Annotated in this window: 16 protein-coding genes; 3 read left to right on the top strand and 13 right to left on the bottom strand. The window is 34.2% G+C overall.

Annotation, left to right across the window (positions count from 1 at the left end; all coding sequences use genetic code 11):
• The 11 genes from ACN0QX_RS08065 to ACN0QX_RS08015 all read right to left on the bottom strand — a co-directional run.
• On the bottom strand, positions 1-4,372 hold a 4,372-nt coding region (locus tag ACN0QX_RS08065), incomplete at its 3' end, for a choice-of-anchor L domain-containing protein (protein ID WP_417196229.1).
• A gap of 108 nt (positions 4,373-4,480) precedes the next feature.
• Positions 4,481-6,325 (bottom strand): gliding motility-associated C-terminal domain-containing protein, encoded by a 1,845-nt coding sequence (locus ACN0QX_RS08060; protein ID WP_417196227.1) that lies wholly within the window; start codon positions 6,323-6,325, stop codon positions 4,481-4,483.
• Between the two features lie 39 nt (positions 6,326-6,364).
• Positions 6,365-9,688 carry a T9SS type B sorting domain-containing protein gene (locus ACN0QX_RS08055; RefSeq protein ID WP_417196225.1) on the bottom strand — a complete coding sequence of 1,108 codons (3,324 nt, stop codon included), beginning with the start codon at positions 9,686-9,688 and terminating at the stop codon, positions 6,365-6,367.
• Positions 9,689-9,714: 26 nt separating this feature from the next.
• Positions 9,715-10,542 carry an ABC transporter permease gene (locus tag ACN0QX_RS08050; RefSeq protein WP_417196223.1) on the bottom strand — a complete coding sequence of 276 codons (828 nt, stop codon included), beginning with the start codon at positions 10,540-10,542 and terminating at the stop codon, positions 9,715-9,717.
• Positions 10,543-10,560: 18 nt separating this feature from the next.
• Complete coding sequence (locus ACN0QX_RS08045) at positions 10,561-11,454, bottom strand: ABC transporter ATP-binding protein (protein WP_248398524.1); 894 nt, start codon at positions 11,452-11,454, stop codon at positions 10,561-10,563.
• A gap of 137 nt (positions 11,455-11,591) precedes the next feature.
• The gene (locus tag ACN0QX_RS08040; protein WP_417196221.1) at positions 11,592-12,107 is read right to left on the bottom strand and encodes an IS1096 element passenger TnpR family protein; all 516 of its coding nucleotides are present in this window, start codon (positions 12,105-12,107) and stop codon (positions 11,592-11,594) included.
• Between the two features lie 36 nt (positions 12,108-12,143).
• Positions 12,144-13,157: a COX15/CtaA family protein gene (locus ACN0QX_RS08035; protein ID WP_417196219.1), complete on the bottom strand. Its 1,014-nt coding sequence runs from the start codon at positions 13,155-13,157 to the stop codon at positions 12,144-12,146.
• 45 nt (positions 13,158-13,202) lie between these two features.
• Entirely contained in the window at positions 13,203-13,571 is a 369-nt protein-coding gene (locus ACN0QX_RS08030) for a four helix bundle protein (RefSeq protein WP_417196217.1), read from the bottom strand.
• A gap of 111 nt (positions 13,572-13,682) precedes the next feature.
• Positions 13,683-15,098: a CCA tRNA nucleotidyltransferase gene (locus ACN0QX_RS08025; protein WP_417196214.1), complete on the bottom strand. Its 1,416-nt coding sequence runs from the start codon at positions 15,096-15,098 to the stop codon at positions 13,683-13,685.
• Between the two features lie 96 nt (positions 15,099-15,194).
• The gene (locus tag ACN0QX_RS08020; RefSeq protein WP_376861338.1) at positions 15,195-15,752 is read right to left on the bottom strand and encodes an L-threonylcarbamoyladenylate synthase; all 558 of its coding nucleotides are present in this window, start codon (positions 15,750-15,752) and stop codon (positions 15,195-15,197) included.
• A 17-nt stretch (positions 15,753-15,769) separates the two neighbouring features.
• Positions 15,770-16,957 (bottom strand): glycosyltransferase, encoded by a 1,188-nt coding sequence (locus tag ACN0QX_RS08015; RefSeq protein ID WP_417196212.1) that lies wholly within the window; start codon positions 16,955-16,957, stop codon positions 15,770-15,772.
• Positions 16,958-17,069: 112 nt separating this feature from the next.
• Between ACN0QX_RS08015 and ACN0QX_RS08010 the strand changes: the two genes are divergently transcribed.
• The 3 genes from ACN0QX_RS08010 to ACN0QX_RS08000 are packed head-to-tail and all read left to right on the top strand — an operon-like array spanning position 17,070 to position 19,690.
• Positions 17,070-18,146, top strand: a complete 1,077-nt coding sequence (locus ACN0QX_RS08010) for a DegT/DnrJ/EryC1/StrS family aminotransferase (protein ID WP_417196210.1) — start codon at positions 17,070-17,072, stop codon at positions 18,144-18,146.
• On the top strand, positions 18,147-18,770 hold the full coding sequence (locus tag ACN0QX_RS08005; RefSeq protein ID WP_417196208.1) for a NeuD/PglB/VioB family sugar acetyltransferase: 624 nt from the start codon (positions 18,147-18,149) through the stop codon (positions 18,768-18,770).
• Positions 18,771-18,772: 2 nt separating this feature from the next.
• Positions 18,773-19,690 (top strand): glycosyltransferase family 2 protein, encoded by a 918-nt coding sequence (locus ACN0QX_RS08000; RefSeq protein ID WP_417196206.1) that lies wholly within the window; start codon positions 18,773-18,775, stop codon positions 19,688-19,690.
• Here ACN0QX_RS08000 and ACN0QX_RS07995 read toward each other — a convergent pair.
• Complete coding sequence (locus ACN0QX_RS07995) at positions 19,682-20,677, bottom strand: glycosyltransferase family 2 protein (protein ID WP_417196204.1); 996 nt, start codon at positions 20,675-20,677, stop codon at positions 19,682-19,684. The genes ACN0QX_RS08000 and ACN0QX_RS07995 overlap by 9 nt on opposite strands.
• Positions 20,678-20,786: 109 nt before the next feature.
• Complete coding sequence (locus tag ACN0QX_RS07990) at positions 20,787-21,875, bottom strand: glycosyltransferase family 2 protein (RefSeq protein WP_417196202.1); 1,089 nt, start codon at positions 21,873-21,875, stop codon at positions 20,787-20,789.
• Positions 21,876-21,906 lie beyond the last annotated feature (31 nt).

Genomic DNA, 21,906 nt, shown 5'->3' with positions numbered 1-21,906 from the left:
TAAATTCTATAGTAGCTTGTTCAGATTCTATAACATTAAATGTAACGGAAGTAGTACACCCATAATCCGACCTAACGGTTACCGAATAGCTTCCTATTTGGGTGATTTCTATTTCAGGCGTTGTTGCATTGGTAGACCACAAATACGTATCCGTATCAAATCCTGTTTCAGCTGAAACAACTAAAGGTAAATTATCTAAACAAACCGTCTGGTCTGGAATTTCTACAAAAGGTTTTCTTTGAACCAAAGTTAAAAAATTAGTTGTCGCAAAACATCCTGTGGTATTATTTTGAACGCGTACATAAATAGTTTGCTCATGAAACGCGTTGTAGTTTAAATCGGTAATGGGATTATCATTTTCTAATGCTTCAATTTCCAGCTCATAATAGGTTACGGTAAAATTAGCTGGATTTTGACCACCTAAAATTGTGTTTGTTTGTTGTGATAAATCGAAAACACGCATCCCATCAAAATCATCATCACAAGCCTCTAAATTTGCAGGTGTGACTGCTGTAGGGTTTGGATTTACCAATAGCGTGAATGAACTTGTAGCAAAACAATTTGTAAGTGTATTTTCAGCCCGCACATAGATGGTGTCGTTATTGGAACCATAATTGTAATTACTATCTAATGGGTTTAGTGCTGATTCAGCATCCGTTTGTGAGGCATAAAACGTAGCAGCTACATTGGATTGTGTATCAATTAAACTCGTGATGGTTTCATTTAAATCAAAAATATTGTTAACGGCATCACAGGTGTTATAATCCGTTATTGGATTTATGGTTGGCGGTAAATTTACTTCCAAGTCCAATGGCACCATAACATAACATTGAGACACGGTATTGGTTACGCGAATATATACGGTTTGCGGATTTTCAATATTTTCATAGGCGTCTGGATTGGGAATATTATTTGTATTTGCTTCCAAATCGGCTATATTTTCATGATAGGTTACTAAAATATTGTTTTGTCTGATTTCCAATACCTCTAGTTCTGAAACGGTTAAATCGAAGGTTGTAGATCCATCATAATCGGTATCACAAGCTGACATAAGCGAAGCCTGGTTTACATTTGGAACTTGAATAACATTCAGTCCAAATTCAGCAATTCCATGGCAATAGGTACCGTTTTCAATTCGTGAATAAATTTGTTGCGGATTACTTTGATTGGTGTAATTTAAATCGATTGGATTTTCAGCGCTTTCAGCATCTTCTAGACTTTCATAAAAGGTAATGGTTAAATTATCAGTACTACCCAGACTCATGGCAGTTTGAATTTCGGTTAAATCAAAAGATTCTTGAGCATCATTAGAAATATCATCACATAAAAAGGTGTCTAAAGGCGGATTAAAGATTGGAATAGAACCGACCTCGATAAAAAAGGTGCTTACACCAAAGCAACTGGTATCACTAATGTTTTCCACACGAATATGAATGGTCTGTGGGTTTGATATGTTTTCATAAACAGCGGTTTTGTCAATTATATTGGTTCTGTTTATGGCGTCATTGGCATTTTCAAAATACAAAACGCGTTTTCCAGTTTGGCCATTTAAAATATCCGCATCTTTTTCTTCAAAGATGAACTCTGCAATTTGATTACCATCCGTTTCACAGTTATTAAAGTCGGCAATGGGTGTAAACACAGGTAAGGTATTAACGACAATCTCGAAATTTTCAATAGCAAAACATCCTGTGGTTATACGCTCCACTCGTGAAAACACAGTTTGTGTATTGGCATTATAGGCATTGGTATTTGTAATTCGGTTTGTATTGGATTGTGCATCTGATAATGATGTATGAAACGTAATATTTAAACCTTCTGTGGCAGTAACAATTTCTGGAATTTTGGCATCTAAATTAATTAGGGTAAAGGCATCCTGGTCATCATCACAAATAATTTCATTACTAGGTTGTGTAGTTGTTGGTGCTGGTAACACTTCAATTTCTAAAGAGGCAATATCAAAACAACCCGTAGTACCATTTCTTACGCGAACATAAACTTCAAAAGGATTACTGGTATTGTCATAAAAAGGCGGTAATGGATTCACATTGTCTATAGCATCATTTTCCGTTAGAAAATAGCTTACTTCTGCATTTGGAATTCCTGAACTTACAGAGGTGTTGAAGCTAAATAAATCCACCGATGTCATGGTGTCATCATCCGTATCGCAATAGGTTACCGATCCTAAAGTGGGTAAAATGGTTGCTGGGTGAATAATAAGTTCTATTTCAGAATCAACCGAACAAGTAGCACCTATAATTGTAATGAACAAAGTGAAAGGTGTTTCTGTAACCTCATAAGGAACGGTTTGGTCAATGGCATTATTTCCAGCAGTTTGATCGGCTTCAGTTTCATAAAAAGCAACGGTAACATCTAATAGCCCATTAATAATGGTTGTTGCAATATTCTCTAGGTTAAAATTGACTATACCATCATTAGATGCATCATCGCAGCGCGAAAAATTTCTAATATTACTTTCATTAAGGAGTAAATTGGTGTGTAATTCAATAGTAGCAATAGAGGGGCATCCTGTAACGTTATCTACAACTCGAATAAAAACGACTTGAAATAGTGGTGTAGTATTTGTGTAGTTGGTGATATCTGCAATGGGATTATCACCTGTTTGGGCATCCTCATAGGTTGTATGAAATGTAGTGGATACATTGGTCAATCCGTTTAAAACATCATCAATAATTGTTGTTAAGTCAAAATTTTCAAAGCCATCATCGTCTTGTTCACAAGCGTCTATGGTATGTGAGGCATTATCAATAGCAGGACTATCAAGAACGCTAACATTTAAAGTTGTTGTGCTTCTACAGCCAGTAGCCGTATCCAAAACACTCACGAAAAGCTGATCGTTTTGGGTCATGTTAGAGTAGGGTTCAGGTACAGGATTTGCACCAGATTCCGCATCTGTTTGGTTGTAATGATATGTTACCGCATAGCCTGGATTTCCTCCCGTAATTTCAGTGTCTTTTACGGATAGGTCTATCAGTGTAAATCCATCTCCATTGCCATCGTCGCATACTTCTAAAGTTGTTGGCGGTGTAATGGTTGGTACCGGATTCACAATTAGATTAAATGTACCGAACGCTAAACAGCCATTATCAGTATCTAAAATCCGTACATAAATGGTTTGCGGATTTACTGAATTTTGAAATGGTGTTGAAATTGGGAAACTGCCGTCTTGCGCACTGTTAGCGTTGAAATGGTAAGAGATGTTGTAATTTCCAGTTGGGACAGCTGCAAGAACGTCGGGATCTTTTATGGATAAATCGAAGGTGTAAACACCATCATTACTTGGGTCATCACAAACAATGTAATCTGAAATATTTCCAGCTGATTGTTCAGAACTTAAGGTTATAATAGCGGTATCTTCAATTTCGCAAATGGTGCTATTGATAGGAATAGAAATGGAAACGGTGTATGTCCCAGAGGTGTTTACGGTTAAAGTAGGACTAGTTTCTCCTGAAATTGGTACACCACTCTCAGACCATACATAAGTTGCTAGTGGGTTTTGAATATCTCCATTTAAAGTGACACTATCAGCACAGGTTGTAATATCTGGCCCTAAATTAACGGTTGAATTAAAACTATTTCCTTGTATAAAAACCACCGAATCAAAATTTTCATCTTCTTGATCTGCAATCACTAATTTAATGTGATATTGGACGTTAGGTAGAATAGTTGCTGAAGCTGTAAGAACGGTTGTACGCCCATTAAAATTGGTGTCACCTAAATTATAACCTTCAAAATATTGTTCGTTTTCTGCGGGACAAAATCCTACAACTTCTTCATGTATCGTACTGGTATTTACGGGTATTGTAGTTCCTGGAATTACGGCAACATTTACATAAGGATCAGTGGTACCGGCTTCTTTAATTAGAAATGCAAAACCATCGGAATACTCACAAGGATAATTAGCAAAATATTCTTCGGATGCTAGAATGTAATTAAATTGCACTTGGTTTGAAACCGAAATAAAATCGAATTCTATAGATGTGGCATTTAGCGTATTCGTAATTCCTAAAGCAGTTTCTAAATCTGAATCTGTAAGCCAATCTGCTTCACCATCATTTAAAGGGTTTGCATTTACAGTATTTCCAGCTGAAACGGCTGCTCCAGTAGATAATAGGATACCGTTTTCAAAAGGAAAAGTGGAATTTGCACGCTCAAAATAACCAAAACTATTTATATTATTTACGGAGCCGTTTATAACGGATTGCACATTAGAAATCTCCACACAACCATCAATTAAACGGTCCTCGATAAGTTGCTGTGCTGTAAACGTATCATTTATAGATATTTGTTGTGCATAGCTGTTATTGATGGAAGCTACTAATAGTGAGGTGAATAAGAAGATTTTCTTCATTTTTTTATTTCAGGTTGTCACTAACAGATTTGGGGCTAGTAAAACAAATGTAATAAAATAATCAGATGAAACGCTAATTTTACCGTTTAAATGCAGATTTATATTTATTTAATAGTTTACATACACATAACCGGTCATAGTTTCATAATTGGAATCATTTAAATAGAGTACATAAAAATAGGTGCCAACTGGCACTAAATTTCCTTGATTTGATATGCCTTTATTAGCTTTTCCATCCCATGGTAAATCATTGTTTCCTTCAAAAATTAGTGTTCCCCAACGGTTGTAGATTAATAGTTTATGATTCTCAAAAATAGTGTAAAGCCCTTGAATATTAAACCAATCGTTAAATCCGTCATGGTTTGGTGTGAAGACTTGGGGAATATAAGGCGGACAATTTTTTACACGCACATTAAATTTATAAAAATTAAAGCAGAAATCCGTATCAATACGAATAAAAATTTCTTGAGGTGAGGTGTCGTTGTTAAAATATTCTGGAATTAATATCTGGTTTTCCTGATTAAACAAATCAGTTTCCGATTCATAATAACTTACATCTTCAATTGATTCATAGTCAATAAATTGAAGTTGTTCGGTTAGATTGAAGGTTGCTTGATTAAATCCAATATCGCAAGCCTCTAAGGGTTGTAGTTGTGTAACTTCAGGAATAGGTAATAATGTAATGGGTTCTGTTGTTATGTTATTTAATTCATTTAATTCGGTAACAATGCCAGTTCCATTTCCTACATCATCAATTATAATTTGAAGCGTAAAACTATCTGGAATAATGTCAGGGATATTAATGGTTATGGATTGTGTTTCAAAACCATCTATGGGGATCATGTCTTGAGTTTCACTTTGGGCGACTAGAAGCCCATCTGCATAAAAGGCTATTGGTGTGGCTGCTGATAAAATTTCAGTAGAGTTTATATTAAACGCTGTATAATCTATAGTAACAATTCTAGTGGCACATTCTAAACGATAGGCATCCAAAATAATAGTTGCGTCTGGTAGCTGACTGTTTAAAACTGTAATCATGTTATTCAAAATGATTAAATCAGCTTGAAGAATACCAAATTCATCCAAATCACCGGTTGTTAATTTAATTTCAACGGAATTATCGCCAATGGCAATATTATTTTCAATGTTGTACACATCTAAATCACCATTATAAAATGTGTTACTTGCAGTGAAAGAATTTGTGCCGTTGAAGGCATTATTAGCCGGATTTAAAGGAGGGTTAGAAAGTATGTTATTATTGATTAAAAGCGATTCGCCGTAATTTAAATTCGCATCACCTTCCCACGCTAAAAAGCCAATTTTTGCGCCTTCATTATCTAAAACATTAATGTTGTCCAATAAAATGGTTTTTTCTTGCACATTTCTATTAATAATTTCCAACCCTTGAAATAGGTTTATTTGGTTGAGCGGTAGATTTGTGTTTTCATAAATAATATAAATACTCCAACCTGCAAAATTAGTCCGGTTATTACAGTAGCCATCATTGGTGGTTAAAATGTTTGAAATGTCAAGATCTGAAAACGTATACATACTATTTCTAACTGTTCGTATGTATTCTGTAATGTCCGTATAACAGGAAAAATAGGTGAGGAGTCCGTAATTTGGATCGTTATAATCTACCAAATGAGTATTATCCGCTAAAAAGGGAATTCCATTTAAGCTGACTTCGGTATCCCCACTTCCGGAGCCGGCCCAATACAAATAGGCGGCTACAACATTCCAATCGGGATTTAGGGTTAACTCGGCTTGGGATTGTGGTAAAATTTCACAAAAACTGCGGTCTAAATTGTTTTCAAAAGGATTGAGGGTATTACCTATTGCCAAATAATCATACCGACCATTAAATTGCTGAAATAGTGCTATTTCTTGACTGAATGCCACAGAGGTAGCAATACAACAAATGAATACTATAATTTTGTTTAACTGAAACATAGAACGGTGTTACAGTTTTAAATGTACGATTTTTTACTGTTAACGTTTTAAGGTAAAATGACTTTTAAAAATACGACCGTCTTGTAGTTTTACAGAAAACCAATAATCGTCATTTGGCATAACTTCACCATTGTAGGTTCCATCCCAGCCACCATTTAATGGGCTTAACTCTTTTAGTAATTTCCCAAAACGGTTATAAATCTGAACACGTGTACTAGGTTGAAACATGGCTGTTACGCCCTGAACGTTCCATGTATCATTGGTGCCATCGCCATTTGGTGTAAACACATTAGGGAAACCTATAACGGAAACCATATCTTCAACAATGCCACAATTGTTTTTAACGTCTCGTATGCTAACCGCATAAATCCCTGGATCTACATTGGTAAACTCATTACTTGTTTGATAGGCTGTATATAGTGCTCCAGTGGCATCAAATAGCGCAAATTCGTATTCGCCTTCACCTGAAACAATAATTGTTATCGTATTGTTACTTTGAAGTGCATCTTGAATAGTAATGGTTTCAATTGTTGCAATATTAGAAGGTTCAACAGTAATAGAACGCGTTTTTGTACAACCAAATGCATTAGTTGCTGTAACTGTATAGGTGCCAACTTCATTTACAGCAATACTATTTGTGGTTTGACCAGAAGTCCACGAATAGGTATAATTGTTAGCCGAATCATTTAAAATACCTGCATCCAAAGTAATTGTATTCGGAAAGGTGTTTAAACAATATAATACGGTTTCATCTGCCTCCAATTGTGGTCTTGGGTTAATGGTAAATGAAACTTCACCAATACCATAACAGGCATTATTGTTTTCTACACGTGAATAGATTGTTTGATTATAAGGTATGGTGTTATTAAATGGTGTTGATAAGGCATTTTGTTCTAATAAGGCATCATTATAATTCGCATAATAGGATACGGGAAATGTAATGGTATTGTCTTGCTGAATAGCTGTCGTTATGGCATTCAAATCGAAGGTGTTAATACCATCTTCGGAGTCTAATTCATCACAAACTTCAGGTGCTTGATAATTGTTTATTTGTGTGGTACTTACTTCTAGTGATAAATTGGCTAAACTGTAACACCCCGTTGTATTATCAATAATTTTTGCAATAACTATTTCTGGATTTGCCGAATTAATATAGCCTAAAGGGTCTAACATGCTAATTCCAGAATCTGCATCTATTGAATTTTCATAATATTCTATAGAAACCGTTGTGGAGTTTCCTGATAAGGTATCAAAAGCTTCGTCTAGATTAAACCTCGTTCTACCATCCATATTGCCATCTTCATCACATTGAATTAAGCTGGTATTAAAAGCAGGAGGTAAGGGGTTTATGGTTACCATGAATGATGTTGTACTAAAGCAATCCGTTTTGATGTCATTTTCAACACGAACAAAAATCTCTTCTTGAAAGGCTGTTTGGTTATAATATGTGTTTGGCAGTGGATTAGCCCCAGTTTCGGCATTAGCAAACGAATTATGATATGTAACATTAAAATCCATTGAACTTTGCGTATCTAAAACTATTGCATTAAAATCTAATAAATTAATGTCTGCTTGACCATTCGTAGCATCTCCATCAGTAGCATCATCGCACCAGATTTGATCGGGAATTGGATTTGCCGTTGGTGTAATAAACACTTCCACTTCAAAGGCGGTGGTTTCATAACAATTCGGGTTGTTTTTATTATGAATTCGTGCAAAAATAGGGGTTGGGTTCATGGTGTTAGTAAATAAGCCCGTTATCTCATTTTCGTTATTATCAGCATCCATTTGGGATTCAAAATAATGAACTTCAAATACACTAGCATTTTGCATACCTAATATGTCTGAATCACGTGTTGTTAAATCAAATTCCGTCGTCAAATCGCCACTACACGCATCAATATCTAAATCTAGAGCCGGATTTATTGTTGGAACATCATAAAATGTTACAATGGCTTGGCCTTCTTTCGACTCACAATCATTGCTAGGTATTTCAATAAAAACCGAGTAATCACCTCCTGTATTTAAAAACAATTCATTTGGAGGAGTTGGTGTGGGAATTGGGCTGTTATCCAATGTCCACGTGTATGTTGCTCCTGGAATATCTTCTGCAATTAATGTAAAAGTATCGCCTGTACACAGTAATAAATTATTGGCTTCAGCAACACCATTAGTAATATCAATTTTTTCTGTAAAAAAAGAGGCTATAAAAGGTGGTAAACCTTGAGTTGAATTATTGGTGCCTAATGAAACGGCATTGTGTTGGTAATTAGCATCAGTACCAACCATATTAGGATTATTAATGACACTTAAAAATGATAAACCCTGAGTATACGTTGCTGCCATAGACCTATATATTTTACCATCTGGACCCAATTGCAATGCACTTCGGTAAGCGTTTCGGTTGTCCAAAACAAGAGCCGAATCACTTATGTCAGCAGCTGTTAAGTCAAATTGTATCAGTTTTGATTGATGTGCATTGGGGTTGTTGTCACCTCCACCAAAAAAATCATTTGAAGCGGTTACATATAAAATTTGGCTGTTTGGTGAAAATTCAGCTCCATAAGGTTGGTTATTATTTCCAGAAATTGGTATTATTTCACTGTTACTCATTGTACCCATTGTAACATCAAAATCAAAAAGGTATAAACCATCATCTACATTAGCCAAAGCTACTTTTGTACCATCTGGTGATAATTTAAGATAGCCTCGTGCATCACCAAGATTCATCGGACTAAAAGTGGATGTTACAGCCGTTGTATTGACGCCAGCGTCTGTAATTTCGAACGCATGAAAGGTATCTAAATCTGCAGTAGCGGGATTATTGAATGCGCCTTGAAGGTTTGAAAAAGTAATAACCCAAATGGCACCCGTTTGACAATCTTTTAAAACTGCAGCAATTTTTTCAGCACATTGAGACAAAAGAGGTTCATCTTTTAAAGTTACAGCTCCACGACCAGAGTCCAAAGTCATATCGACAACCGAATATTTTAATCCGGTTAAAGTTTGATTAGAGCCAACCGTAAAAATGTAGTATATATTTTCATCATCTGGTTTTGGAACTACAATGGCAGATTGCGTGCTTGATTCATGACCTGAAAGATCGCCTCCATTACTCATTACTAGATGATTACGGTTGTAGACAAAAGTTCCATCTGTATAGAACAATAAATTTCCGTCACCATCTGATATGGAAGAACAGCCTTCAACCGTGTTAAGTTGACCATCATCAAGAGCGGTAATAGTACCATCTTCTGCAAATTGAATTCCAGCATTTTCGCCAAAATACCAATTGGACGCTTGTTGTTGACTGAAAACACCAACAAAACATAGTAAAAACGTGTAACAGAGAATTTTATTCATTTGGATAGCAATATGATCCAAATATATTACAAATCTCGCTTCTTTAATAATCTTAAGGACAAAAACACAAATATAGCTGTCCAAATTAATACAATTGCAACTTCATACCAATGCACGGCATAGTCATAAGCTAAATCGGCCTTTTCAGGAAATTTAGTTATCATAATACGCTGAATGGGTTGATCTATTAATTTGTACATGGATTCTAATGGTAAAAAGCCTTTAACTTTAAACGCCGTTTCTGAATTTCCAAAAACTTCATAAGCTCCCCAATATACAAGCCATTCAACTATATAAAGCACGAATAAAAATGCTAATGCAAATGCGGATCGCCTTAAAAGCATGGCAAAAAATAAACAGAGAGTGAAGAATCCAACAAGCTTTACAAAATAAGCTAATAGGAACTCGGTTTCTCTAAAAATGATGCTTGCTTCCGTATAACTGGAATAGTACATGCCGATTAAAAATGAGGCCACAGCAATTAGAACCGTTGCAAATAATGAGAAAAATACAATGGTGTAAAATTTAGAGAGTATAAATTCTTTTTTGCTTAAACCGTCAATTAAATTTTGTTTGATGGTTTTGTTGCTGTATTCATTCCCAATCATACTCACCACAACAATTGCAAAGAACAATTTGAAATATGAGGCAAAAAATGTGGTGATATGCCAGATTAATGGGAAGTTAAAAATGCCTAATTCGCCTAATTCTAAAGTGAAAAATCCGAAGAAATTTATTTTTATGGAAGACAATACCAAAACCGTAAATGGCAAAATGAATGAAATAAATATTAATATTTTATTCGTTCTGCTTAACAGTAATTTTTGCAATTCTAAATTTACTAGTCGTAACATGTGGTTGGTTTTGATTGGTTAGTTGTCTGTTAATTGTAAGAATTGTTCTTCAAGACTTTCTTTTCGTTTTACTAAATGGGTTAAAACGATACCGTTATCAAACAACAATTTGTTAACGCTTTTGGCATCCATAGGTTCATCTAGAAATGCTGTAATTAAACCGTCTTCAACTTTAATTTTTCCAAACATTTTTTTACTTTCCAAGAACGCCATAAGGTTATTGGTATCTTCTGCTTTAAGTTCTAGAAAACCATGACTGGATATCATTTCGTCTACTGGGCCAGAATATAATTTTTCGCCTTTTCGAAGAATAACCACGTGTGTACATACCTTTTCTACTTCGTCTAATAAATGGGAGGCTAATAAAATAGTGGTACCTTGACTGGCAATTAATTGAATTAAACTTCGTATTTGATGGATACCTTGCGGATCTAAACCATTGGTTGGCTCATCTAAGATTAGAATTTCTGGATCGTTTAATAAGGCTGATGCAATAGCTAAACGTTGTTTCATACCCAAAGAAAAGGTTTGAAACTTGCTGTCTTTTCTATCTAAAAGTTTAACGAGTTCTAGCTTTTCATCTATTTTACTAAAAGGGACCCCTTTAATTTTGCAAACCAATTTCAGGTTTTGATACGCTGTCATGTATGGATAAAAATTTGGTCGCTCAATAATTGCGCCTACTTTTTTTAAAGCATCATGTGTTGAGGTATTCCCATCAAACCAATGAAAGTCACCAGATGTTTTATTTACAACATTTAAAACAATGCCTAATGTGGTAGATTTTCCGCTACCATTAGGTCCTAGGATCCCGTAAACATTCCCTTTGTTGATGGTGAATGATAAATCTTTAACAGCCGTAAGGAAGCCAAATTTTTTAGTCAGATTATTAATTGTCAGTATGGTTTCCAAAATAGTTCTGTTTTTGGTTAATGGTTACTTGTAGGACGAGCAAGTTATTAATTTGTTACATGCTAAAATAAAAAAAGCATTCGGTTAAGAATGCTTTTTAATAGTAATTGTTGTCTGCTTAATTGACTAGCAAGGTGTTAATTCCAATTCTCGTCAAAATCTAAATTATCATAATCGTCCACATCTAAATCGTCTTCAAATTCATTGTAGTCGTCAAAGCTTTCAGCTTCAAAGTTTTTTTCTGGAGCTTCATCCGGAATTTGACCATGAACAAACATGAGGTTTGGATAATCTGTACCTTCGGTTTCTTCAACAATTTCAGCAAGTTCCACATAAAATGTCCACATGCTTAAAAAATCATACACATAAATAAGTTTGTTTAAACCTTCATGCACGGTGTCTTTTAATACAGATCTACTCATCAGTTTTACAGGATTCAAGCCATCGCTCATATCAAATAATGAAATTTCTTCACCTTGATTCCATTCATCATCAGACAAATAAAACGAAGCCATTTCTGTACCATCAAATCCAAAGGATTGTGTAATGGTATTATGAAGGTCTTCCATGGTATCCGTTTCACGAATTTCTATATCGCGAAAAACGTCCTTGTCCGTGTCGTTATCTAGTACTATTCGAAATCTGTATATCATATTTTTATTTATGCCGCAAAGGTAGTTATTTTAAAATTATTTGCTAAATCGATGTAGCGTAAATGTCATAGCTGAAAGCAAGAAAAATGCACCCACTTGATGTGCCACACCTAACCACAACGGAACCGCATAAATGATGGTTAATACGCCTAATAAAAATTGAAAACCGACTAAAATCAGCAAAGCATTTATACTCTTTTGTTGGAGGTTTGTAAGGGCCATTTCGCGCGCTTTAAACCACAAAATAAATATGGATGCTACAACCAAGTAAGCCAATGTTCTATGTATAAATTGAATACCACTTGGATTTTCAATGAGATTTTTATAAAACGGTTCTAAAATATAAACCGTGTGATGCATAAATTTGCCTTCATTCATAAAAGGCCAATGGTTATGCAGTAAACCAGCTTTTAAACCGGCCACAAATCCACCATAAATTATTTGAACAATGAGGATGAGGTAGCTAACAATAATAAGGTTTCTAAACTTTTTGTCAATGACTTTTTTATCAGGATATATTAAATCCAAAGCTACCCAAAGTGTTGCAGCAAAGGTTAAGAATGCCGTTGTTAAATGGGCTGCTAATCTGAAATGACTTACATCTGGCATATCTACCAAACCACTTTTTACCATATACCAACCTAAAAAACCTTGAAATCCACCTAGACCTAATAAAACCAAACATTTTTTGATGGTGCTTTTTGTAAGTTGCTTGCGAAATAGAAAATATAAGAAAGGAATAATAAAGACTAATCCTATGACTCGGCCAATTAACCTATGAAACCATTCCCAAAAATATATACCTTTAAAATCTTCTAAAGTAAAGTGTGAATGCAACTTTTGAAATTCCGGATACTGCTGATACAATGCAAAAGCATCCTGCCATTCCGCATCATTTAATGGCGGGATAGTTCCTGTTATAAGTTTGTAGTCGGACATAGATAAACCCGAATCTGTTAATCGGGTAATACCACCAACCACAACCATGATAAAAATAAGAACGCAACCTGTAAGGAGCCAGTAGATTACTTTTTTATTGTCTTTTTTCATTTTTTTAAGTTTTCAGAGTTACAGAGTTACAGAGTTTTTAAAAGGTTAGTTTTTTATTTTACGAATAAAACTGGAAAGCATCCGTTCAATTTTTCTACTGTCATTATATAATTTATTAAAATTATCTTGTTTCAAAAACTTTAAATTGTAGGCTATTTCAAGTTGTGTTTGTAATTCAAACAGCGAACTTAAAGCAATGTTCAAAAAACGCAAATAATCTTTCTTTTCTTCTCTACCGTAACCTTCTGCGATATTACTCGGAATAGAGGTTGCCGATCTTTTTATTTGAGACGTTAACGCATACAATTCATCAGGCGGAAAAACCATTACTTCACTATAAATTAAAGTCACCAATGCCATAGACTTTTGCCAGACTAATAATTTTCTGAAGGTGCTATTTTTTGAACTTTCCATTTGTGAATTATGTTTTTTAGTGTCAAATTATTTTACCGCTTTACCGCTTTACCGCTTTACCGCTTTACCGCTTTACCGCTTTGCCACTTTTCAACTTTGTCTCTTTGCAACTTATACTCGCGTCAACCCCAAACGTTCCCCTTCTTTCAACATGAGTTGAAAAGCCGCCTCATGTTCATTGGGAATTTCACCTTCTAAAATAGCTTCTTTAATTTTTTCTTTAATCGTGCCAATCTCTCGTGAAGGTTTAATGCCAAACGTTTCCATAATTTCTTCACCCGAAACCGGTGGTTGAAAATTTCGTATCTGATCACGTTCTTCAACTTCTACAATTTTATCACGTACAAGCTTAAAGTTATTGTGGTATTTCTGGAATTTCTTCGGATTCTTCGTGGTAATATCTGCTTCACACAGCGTCATTAAGTCGTCCACATAATCACCAGCATCAAAAACCAAACGTCTTACAGCCGAATCTGAAACCATATCATCCGCAAGTGCAATAGGCCTAGAACTCATAAACACCATTTTTTGCACAAATTTCATTTTATCATTCAAAGGCATTTTCAAACGTTTGAATAAATGGTAAACCATTTTGGAGCCTTCAAATTCATGGGCATGAAAGGTCCAGCCATTTTTTTTGTGAAAGCGTTTTGTGGGCGCTTTTCCAATATCATGAAGTAAAGCAGCCCAACGAAGCCAAAGGTTATCCGTGTTTTCTGCAATATTATCTACGACTTCTAATGTGTGATAAAAATTATCTTTATGACGTTGCCCTTCAATTTCATCAATCCCTTTTAATGCGGTTAGTTCAGGTAAAATATGTTTTAATAATCCTGTTTCTTCCAACAGTAAAAAACCAATGGACGGTTTTGGCGATTCTAAAATCTTGTTCAGTTCAACAACAATACGTTCGTTTGTTATAATCTCTAATCTGCTATTATTTTTTGAAATAGCCTGTAAGGATTCGGGCTCAATAGTAAAGTGCAATTGTGCAGCAAAACGGATGGCCCGCATCATTCGTAACGGATCGTCACTATATGTAATATCTGGATTTAAAGGTGTACGAATTATTTTGTTTTCTAAATCTAGAACGCCTTGGAAAGGGTCTAATAAATCGCCAAAATTAGATTTGTTTAAACTTAACGCTAGAGCATTTATGGTAAAGTCCCGACGATTCTGATCATCTTCCAGCGTGCCATTTTCTACAACAGGATTCCGGCTGTCCTCATGGTAACTTTCTTTACGAGCACCTACAAATTCTATTTCTATATCTTCAAAACGCAACATGGCAGTTCCATACGTTTTAAATACTTGAACTTTAGGTTTATTGGGAAGGTTTTTAGCTACTTGTCTAGCTAATTCAATGCCACTTCCAACGGCTACAATATCAATATCTTTAGGATTTCCGCGTTTCAAAAGAAAATCGCGAACAAAACCACCAATCACATAACAGTCAACCTGCAATTCTTCAGCAGATTTGGAAATGGTTTCAAATATAGAATGCTCTAATGCGTTTTTGTAATTCATAAGTTTCAAATTCCCTGTCTGATTGATTAACAGACACCCTTCGCATTCAAAATCCCAAGTTGAATTTCAGGAATTTACTACTTGAATATTGAAGATTTATGGCCTAATAACTTCAACTTTACCGTCCTTATTTAATTTAATAATTGTGGAAGGCTGTGTGTTGATTTTTTCGTTTTGCAAATTTACAACATAGTCCACATCTTTTAAAATGTCTGCATGTATTTCTTTGAATGATTTTGGCGAAGGATAATCGCTCATATTTGCTGACGTTGAAACAATGGGTTTTTGGAATAATTCAATTAATTCGTAAGCAAAACCTTCATGTACAATCCGGATGGCCAACGTATTATCGCGGGCTAGTAAATTTGGTGCCACTAAACGTGGCTTATTATAAATTATAGTCGTTGGTTTTGTTGCTGTTTCTAAAAACTTTAATGCAGCTTCTGGAACCTCCTCAATATAGGTTTTTAGCATTTCCAAGCTAGATACTAAACAGATTAATGCTTTACTTTCTACACGTTTTTTTAACGCGTAAATTTCTGAAACGGCTTTGGCGTTAGTAGCATCGCAGCCCAATCCCCAAATGGTATCTGTAGGGTAAAGGATGGTTTTGCCGTGTTGCAGATTTTCTAAAGCTGTGTACAATTCTGACATGCGTTTAGGAATTTTTTTTAATTGTAAAAGTCCGTCATGGTTCTAATAAAAGCATCTCGACCACTTTGTTCAATAATATAATTTCTGATGGTTTCTGGAGAAAAAACTAACTCCTTGTTTTTTATTTTTAACAGGTTTTCTGCAATAGCTTTTGTATCTTTTAAATTGACCAAAACACCAGTTTCTTCTGTTATGGAGTCTTCTACACCGCCACTTTTTGTTGCTATAACGGGTTTGCCACAAAGCATGGCTTCTCTAACGGCAACACCATAAGTTTCAGCTACACTTGTGGAAACAAAAACATGGCACGATTGCAATTTGGTGTTTATTTCCGCTCGTGTGAGTTGCGGATAGAATGTGCATGAATCATGCACATTATATTTTTTAGCCAAGGTTTCAAAATAGGAACTATTGGCTTTGCTGCTGTCATTAAAAGAGTCATTACCAATTATAATGGCTTCAAAATTATCTTCACAGATAGTTTGAAAAGCTTCCAAACTCCTAAAAAATGTTTCAGTATCTTTTATTAAATGTGGGTAGCTTATGGTTAGAATGGTGAATTTCGTATTTGTTTGTTTTGTATTTATTTCAAACTTGCTTTCATCCATGAGATTCCAAATAATTGTTGGATTGCAATCCATGCTATTCATCAAAATACAACGTTGTTGGTGGTAACTAACAGCTCCAATTTTAGAGGCATTTTCAACAGCGTCACGAATGCCTTTTTGAACGTACTTTTTATAGTAATTAAGAAGAAATATTTGATGTTCAATAATTACAAAAGGAATGTTGTTTTTTTCGGATAAATAGTGCGCGTAAATACCACCTTTGGCACTGCATTGAGCATGAATTAGTTCAGGCTGCCAAAGTGTTGTAATGGCTTTATAAGCCTGTTGATACTTCTGTTTACTAGACTTAAGCTGCCGTTTTTCTGGCCATTTTTTATAATGATAAATAGGAAAAGAGAATGCTTCAGGCTCTTGTTTTAAGTATGTTTTATTTAAGCCGTTTTTTTTACTAAAAAGTTGCGTTAAACGAATGGATAGATATTTAAAAAGTCCCACTTCATTCTCGACACCAAAAAGAATTTTTATGTCGAATCCATTAGCATTCAAAAGATGTGCCTGCTCCCGAAAAAATGTCCCAACCAATTCATTATTAGAGTTTGGATACCAAGAAGGGATAATTAGAATTTTTTTAGGCATATTTTTTGAACTTTATAACCGTAAAATTATACATTTAAGAAGCAAATCTTTCAATTATAAAAAAAAATATTTTTATAGCTTTTAGAACGCGAAGTTTGTTAATTTTGTTTTGATGATAAACGTTACACAATCCTTTCTGCCACCAATCCAAGAGTTCGAAGCCATTTTAAAAGGTGCTTGGGATAAAAAATGGATGACTAATAGAGGTGAATTACTTCTAGAATTAGAATCTAAATTATCTACATATTTAGGTGTCTCCAACTTTTTTATAACTACCAACGGCACATTACCGTTACAAATTGCTTTGAAAACATTAGGCATTACAAAGGAAGTGATCACCACGCCATTTAGTTACGTAGCAACAACATCGGCTATTATTTGGGAAAACTGCACGCCTGTTTTTGTGGATATTGAACGCGATATGTTAACTATAGATCCTGCAAAAATAGAAGCAGCAATTACCGAAAACACCGAAGCTATTTTAGCAACACATGTGTTTGGAAATCCTTGTGATGTGGAAGCTATTCAGGCAATTGCTGAAAAACATCATTTAAAAGTCATTTATGATGCAGCACACTGTTTTGCTGTAACCTATAAAGGTAAATCCATTTTTGAATATGGCGATATAATTTCCACCAGTTTCCATGCTACCAAATTATTTCATACAGGTGAAGGTGGTGCCATATTTGTTCCTAATGATGCGCTTTTTAAAAAGTGTTATTACCATCATAATTTTGGGCATAATGGACCATTAGAATATCATGGTTTGGGAATAAATGCCAAAGCTTCAGAAATGCAAGCTGCTATGGGTTTAAGTGTACTTCCTTATATTGATACTATTATTGCCAAGCGCAAACTATTAACCGAAACCTATGAGTTTTTACTAAAAGACAATGCGAATGTGTCGCTTTTTGGTTTTAGAAAATTTGCAGATAAAAATTACTCGTATATGCCTGTTATTTTTAAAGATGAAATCTTTATGCAACTGGTTTTAGAAAAATTAGCAGTGCTAAAAATATATCCTCGGCGCTATTTTTATCCGTCATTAAATAAGTTGCCTTATTTAGAAAAATCGGTAAGCATGCCGATTTCTGAAGATATTTGCAGTAAAATTCTTTGTTTACCCTTATATTTCGAATTAGAAAAACAGCAAGTTGCAGAAATCTGTAACGTTATTAATTCTTTATAAATGATTGTTCTTGGAGCAAAAGGTCACGCAAAAGATGTGTTAGTTGTTTTAAATGAAACGACTACAGTAGAAACTGCTTTATCCTTTTTTGACGATCATACAAAACCTGAAGAAGCATTTTTTTTGGGGAAATATCCCATTATACATTCTTTAAATGCTATTGACTTTAGTAGTAATCCGCATTTTGTGTCAGCAATTGGAACACCGCATTTACGCAAACAGATGGTAGAAAAATTTAGAAAGGCAGGAGGCATTTATCAAACGCTTATTTCAAAACATGCTATTATTGGTGCTTTGGATGTTCAAATTGGTCAAGGATCCAATATTATGCCTTTTGTATTTATTAGTAATAGTGTTCAAATTGGTGAAGGTTGCTTAATTAATACATCAGCTCACATCCATCATGATGTTAAAATTGGTAATTATTGTGATGTATCTCCCGGCGCTAAAATTTTAGGACGAGTAACCATAGGGAACAATTGCAATATTGGTTCGGGTGCTATTATTTTGCCAAATATTATTTTAGGCGACAATGTAACCGTTGGAGCCGGAAGCGTGGTTGTAGAAAACTGCTTAGCAGAAAATACCATAGTTGGAATTCCTGGAAAGCTAAAAAACAAATAAGCATGAAACCAGTATTAACTATATGTTGCACCACATTTAATCAGGAAAAATATATAGAACAAACGTTGGAAGGTTTCTATCTTCAGAAAACTAAATTCCCTATAGAAATTCAGATTCACGATGATGCATCAACCGATGGCACACAAGCTATTTTAAAAAAGCATGCAGAAAAAGATCCGCGAATTAAACTTATTCTTCAAACCGAAAATAAATATTCCCAACATATTATGCCTTGGTGGCATTACAGTTTTCCGCAAGCGGAAGGGAAATATATAGCTTTATGCGAAGGTGATGATTATTGGACAGATCCATTAAAACTTCAAAAGCAAGTGGATTTTTTAGAAGCAAATGCAGGCTATGTCATTTCTTGGACTAACTATCAAATATTTAATGGTAACCGCTTTTTATCCAATACTTGGAATCATCAAACGGAAAACACAACCATTGATTATAATAATATATTCTCACCATATTGCACCTTAACCTTAACTGCTGTTTTTAAAAAAGAAGCTTTGGATTTAGAGCTTTTAAAGTCCTTTATATATTCAAAAGATAATTCACTTTATTTGGTGTTGTTACAAAAAGGCAAAGGTATTTTTATGGATTTTGAAACGGCTGTTTATCGGGTTCATGAAGGTGGTGTATATTCTTTACAATCGGAATTCTTTAAAAATTATTCCTCTTATTTAAATGTAAAAGAAGTAACCGATGCCATTCCAGAATCCAGAACACCTAATCTTAAAAAAGTAGTAAAATCGTTAGGGAATGCTACCGCATTTGAAGTTTTGAAGTTGAAAAGTACTGGCCAGAATTTATCGGAAGTCCAATTAAACTTTATGAAAAGCTATTTTCAGGAAGCCGATTTTAAAACAAAATTTAAATATTACAAACGCTTACTAAAATATCGACTTTCAAAATAAACATTTAAAATAAAAAGTCAGTTTGTCTATAGGTTTGAGCGCCTTAAAAAATCCAGAATCATGTTTTACAAACGTATAAAACGCTTTATCGTAACTAGCTGCATTTCTAATTGTGCGTACAATTGTTCTATTAATATGTTTTTCAAATAGTACTTTATTATATATCTGTAAATTTTTATTGTGTTCCAATAAATCTTGAGCAGCTTTAATGGTTTTTATAACATGTTCTGATGCTTGATCCCGTTGCAATGAAACAGCATATACATAAAATAAAATATCGGGATTTGAAGCTTGAATCCGCAATTGCTCTAATTGTTTCGTTTTAATGAGAATTTCAGATTTCCGAAGGTTAGCTTCTTTCGTCTGACTTATATTAGCATCATGCCAACGGTATTTTAATAGCGATTCTGGAATATTGTGAAATTGGGTTTTAAAAATGAGTTGACTCCATAAGCCATAATCCTCAGCAGGAACATATTGATGTTCAAACCGTAAACCATTTAAAACTGATTTTCGGAACATAACTGTAGGGTTTCCAATACCACAACTGTGCAAAAACTGAACTTTTAGGGCGTCGTGAGAGACTTCGTGCCTAACGGTTTTCTCTTTTTTATCGCCAAAAAATGTAAACCACGTGCCACAAACACCCACTTCAGGATGGTTTTTTAAATAGTCTAATTGTTTTTCAAATCGGGTAGGTAAGGCAATATCATCAGCATCTAGCAAGGCTATAAATTCTGTTCTGGCACGTTCAATACCTTCATTTCGAAGGTTTGCTGGCCCTTCATTTTTGGTTTTTACAATAACGGTAATACGCGAATCCTGCTTTGTAAAAGCGTCTAGAATCTCTGACGTTTTATCTGTAGAATTATCATTTAAAACCAATACTGTAAAATCGGTAAATGTCTGATTCAGTAAACTGTTCAGGGATTCTTTCAAGAATTTTTCGCCATTATAAACAGGCATGATTACAGTTAATGTAGACATTTATAGAGGTTTTTAGTTCGTTTTATAAACAAAAGTAGGTGATTTCTAAAGTATAAACGAAATATGTAAAAATATATTAGTTTAATAGATCGTCATGCCGTGAGGCTAATTATGTTAGCTTATTTCTATATGTATATTTCAAGTATGAGGTTTCGAAAAATTTCAGAATATTTTTTTTGTTGGTGTTTCTAATTAGTTTGAAAGCAGCCTCTGGATTTGCTCTTCCATAACGTATAAAGATGTTGAATTGATTTGATTTGGCTGGATTTAGATTTATATATTCACTAATGTAACATGCATTAAGATGGTTTTTAATCAGCATGGCTCCTTCATCTTTATAGGTTAGTTTTTTATTCTTTTTTATAAATCTAAAAAATCCAGCTGTAATTGTAATTTGTAATTTCAGAATGTAAGTGCCTATTATTAACTTATTCTGCTTATTTTCTTTTAAATAATAATTATTAAAAATTTCATCAAGAACTGTTATATAACATTTAAGATTGTTAAAGCTGTAGTTTTTAGTTATGGAGTATTTGTTTCCAACATTATAATAATAAGTTACGTCCGAATTAAAGATTATGTTTTTAGCCAAATACAAGGTTTCAAAAACCCAAAGTTCATCTTCATGAACAATACCTTCTTTAAACGTTAAATTATTTGAAAAAATAAATTTGGCATTATAAAGATTGTTCCAGCATACAACTAAAATAGGATGGAATAATGTAAGCTCTATAAAATTTGTTTTTTTAAGTTCATTTAGGGGAGTAATACCATGTTCAAAAACCTTGTTTATTTCTTTTGTTTGTCCATATACCTCGGCATTTTTACCAATTACCACATCAATATTATCATGAAATAACTCTATTAGGTTCTCTAAACAATCTTGAACTATTAAATCATCCGGATCAAAAAAGTAAATACAATCACCTTTAGCTTGTTTTAGTCCTGCATTTCTAGCAGCAGAGACACCCTTGTTGACTTGTGAAATTAGTTGAAATCTTTTATCCTTTTTTGTCCATTTTTCTATCTCGGTTTCAGTATTATCTGTACTTCCATCATTAACAACAATACATTCCCAAGAACTGTAGCTTTGGTTTGATATGCTTTCTAATCCTTTAAAGATGTATTTTGCTACATTATAACAGGGTATTATAATGCTGATAAATGGCTTTTTTATAGATTTAGGATTCATGGACATGAACTATGTAATTTTTTAAATAATACCAAAG

The organism is Bizionia sp. (assembly GCF_048259285.1).
Taxonomy (GTDB): Bacteria; Bacteroidota; Bacteroidia; order Flavobacteriales; family Flavobacteriaceae; genus Algorimicrobium; species Algorimicrobium hallyeonense.
Note: the sequence above shows the minus strand (reverse complement) of the source record. Positions and strands in the feature narration are given on the sequence as shown.

Coding starts and splice junctions, on each gene's coding strand:
- ACN0QX_RS08010 (WP_417196210.1), top strand. CDS start 17,070: ATGATAAACGTTACACAATCCTTTCTGCCACCAATCCAAGAGTTCGAA.
- ACN0QX_RS07995 (WP_417196204.1), bottom strand. CDS start 20,677: ATGTCTACATTAACTGTAATCATGCCTGTTTATAATGGCGAAAAATTC.
- ACN0QX_RS08015 (WP_417196212.1), bottom strand. CDS start 16,957: ATGCCTAAAAAAATTCTAATTATCCCTTCTTGGTATCCAAACTCTAAT.
- ACN0QX_RS08055 (WP_417196225.1), bottom strand. CDS start 9,688: ATGAATAAAATTCTCTGTTACACGTTTTTACTATGTTTTGTTGGTGTT.
- ACN0QX_RS07990 (WP_417196202.1), bottom strand. CDS start 21,875: ATGTCCATGAATCCTAAATCTATAAAAAAGCCATTTATCAGCATTATA.
- ACN0QX_RS08020 (WP_376861338.1), bottom strand. CDS start 15,752: ATGTCAGAATTGTACACAGCTTTAGAAAATCTGCAACACGGCAAAACC.
- ACN0QX_RS08005 (WP_417196208.1), top strand. CDS start 18,147: ATGATTGTTCTTGGAGCAAAAGGTCACGCAAAAGATGTGTTAGTTGTT.
- ACN0QX_RS08035 (WP_417196219.1), bottom strand. CDS start 13,157: ATGAAAAAAGACAATAAAAAAGTAATCTACTGGCTCCTTACAGGTTGC.
- ACN0QX_RS08060 (WP_417196227.1), bottom strand. CDS start 6,325: ATGTTTCAGTTAAACAAAATTATAGTATTCATTTGTTGTATTGCTACC.
- ACN0QX_RS08040 (WP_417196221.1), bottom strand. CDS start 12,107: ATGATATACAGATTTCGAATAGTACTAGATAACGACACGGACAAGGAC.
- ACN0QX_RS08000 (WP_417196206.1), top strand. CDS start 18,773: ATGAAACCAGTATTAACTATATGTTGCACCACATTTAATCAGGAAAAA.
- ACN0QX_RS08030 (WP_417196217.1), bottom strand. CDS start 13,571: ATGGAAAGTTCAAAAAATAGCACCTTCAGAAAATTATTAGTCTGGCAA.
- ACN0QX_RS08050 (WP_417196223.1), bottom strand. CDS start 10,542: ATGTTACGACTAGTAAATTTAGAATTGCAAAAATTACTGTTAAGCAGA.
- ACN0QX_RS08025 (WP_417196214.1), bottom strand. CDS start 15,098: ATGAATTACAAAAACGCATTAGAGCATTCTATATTTGAAACCATTTCC.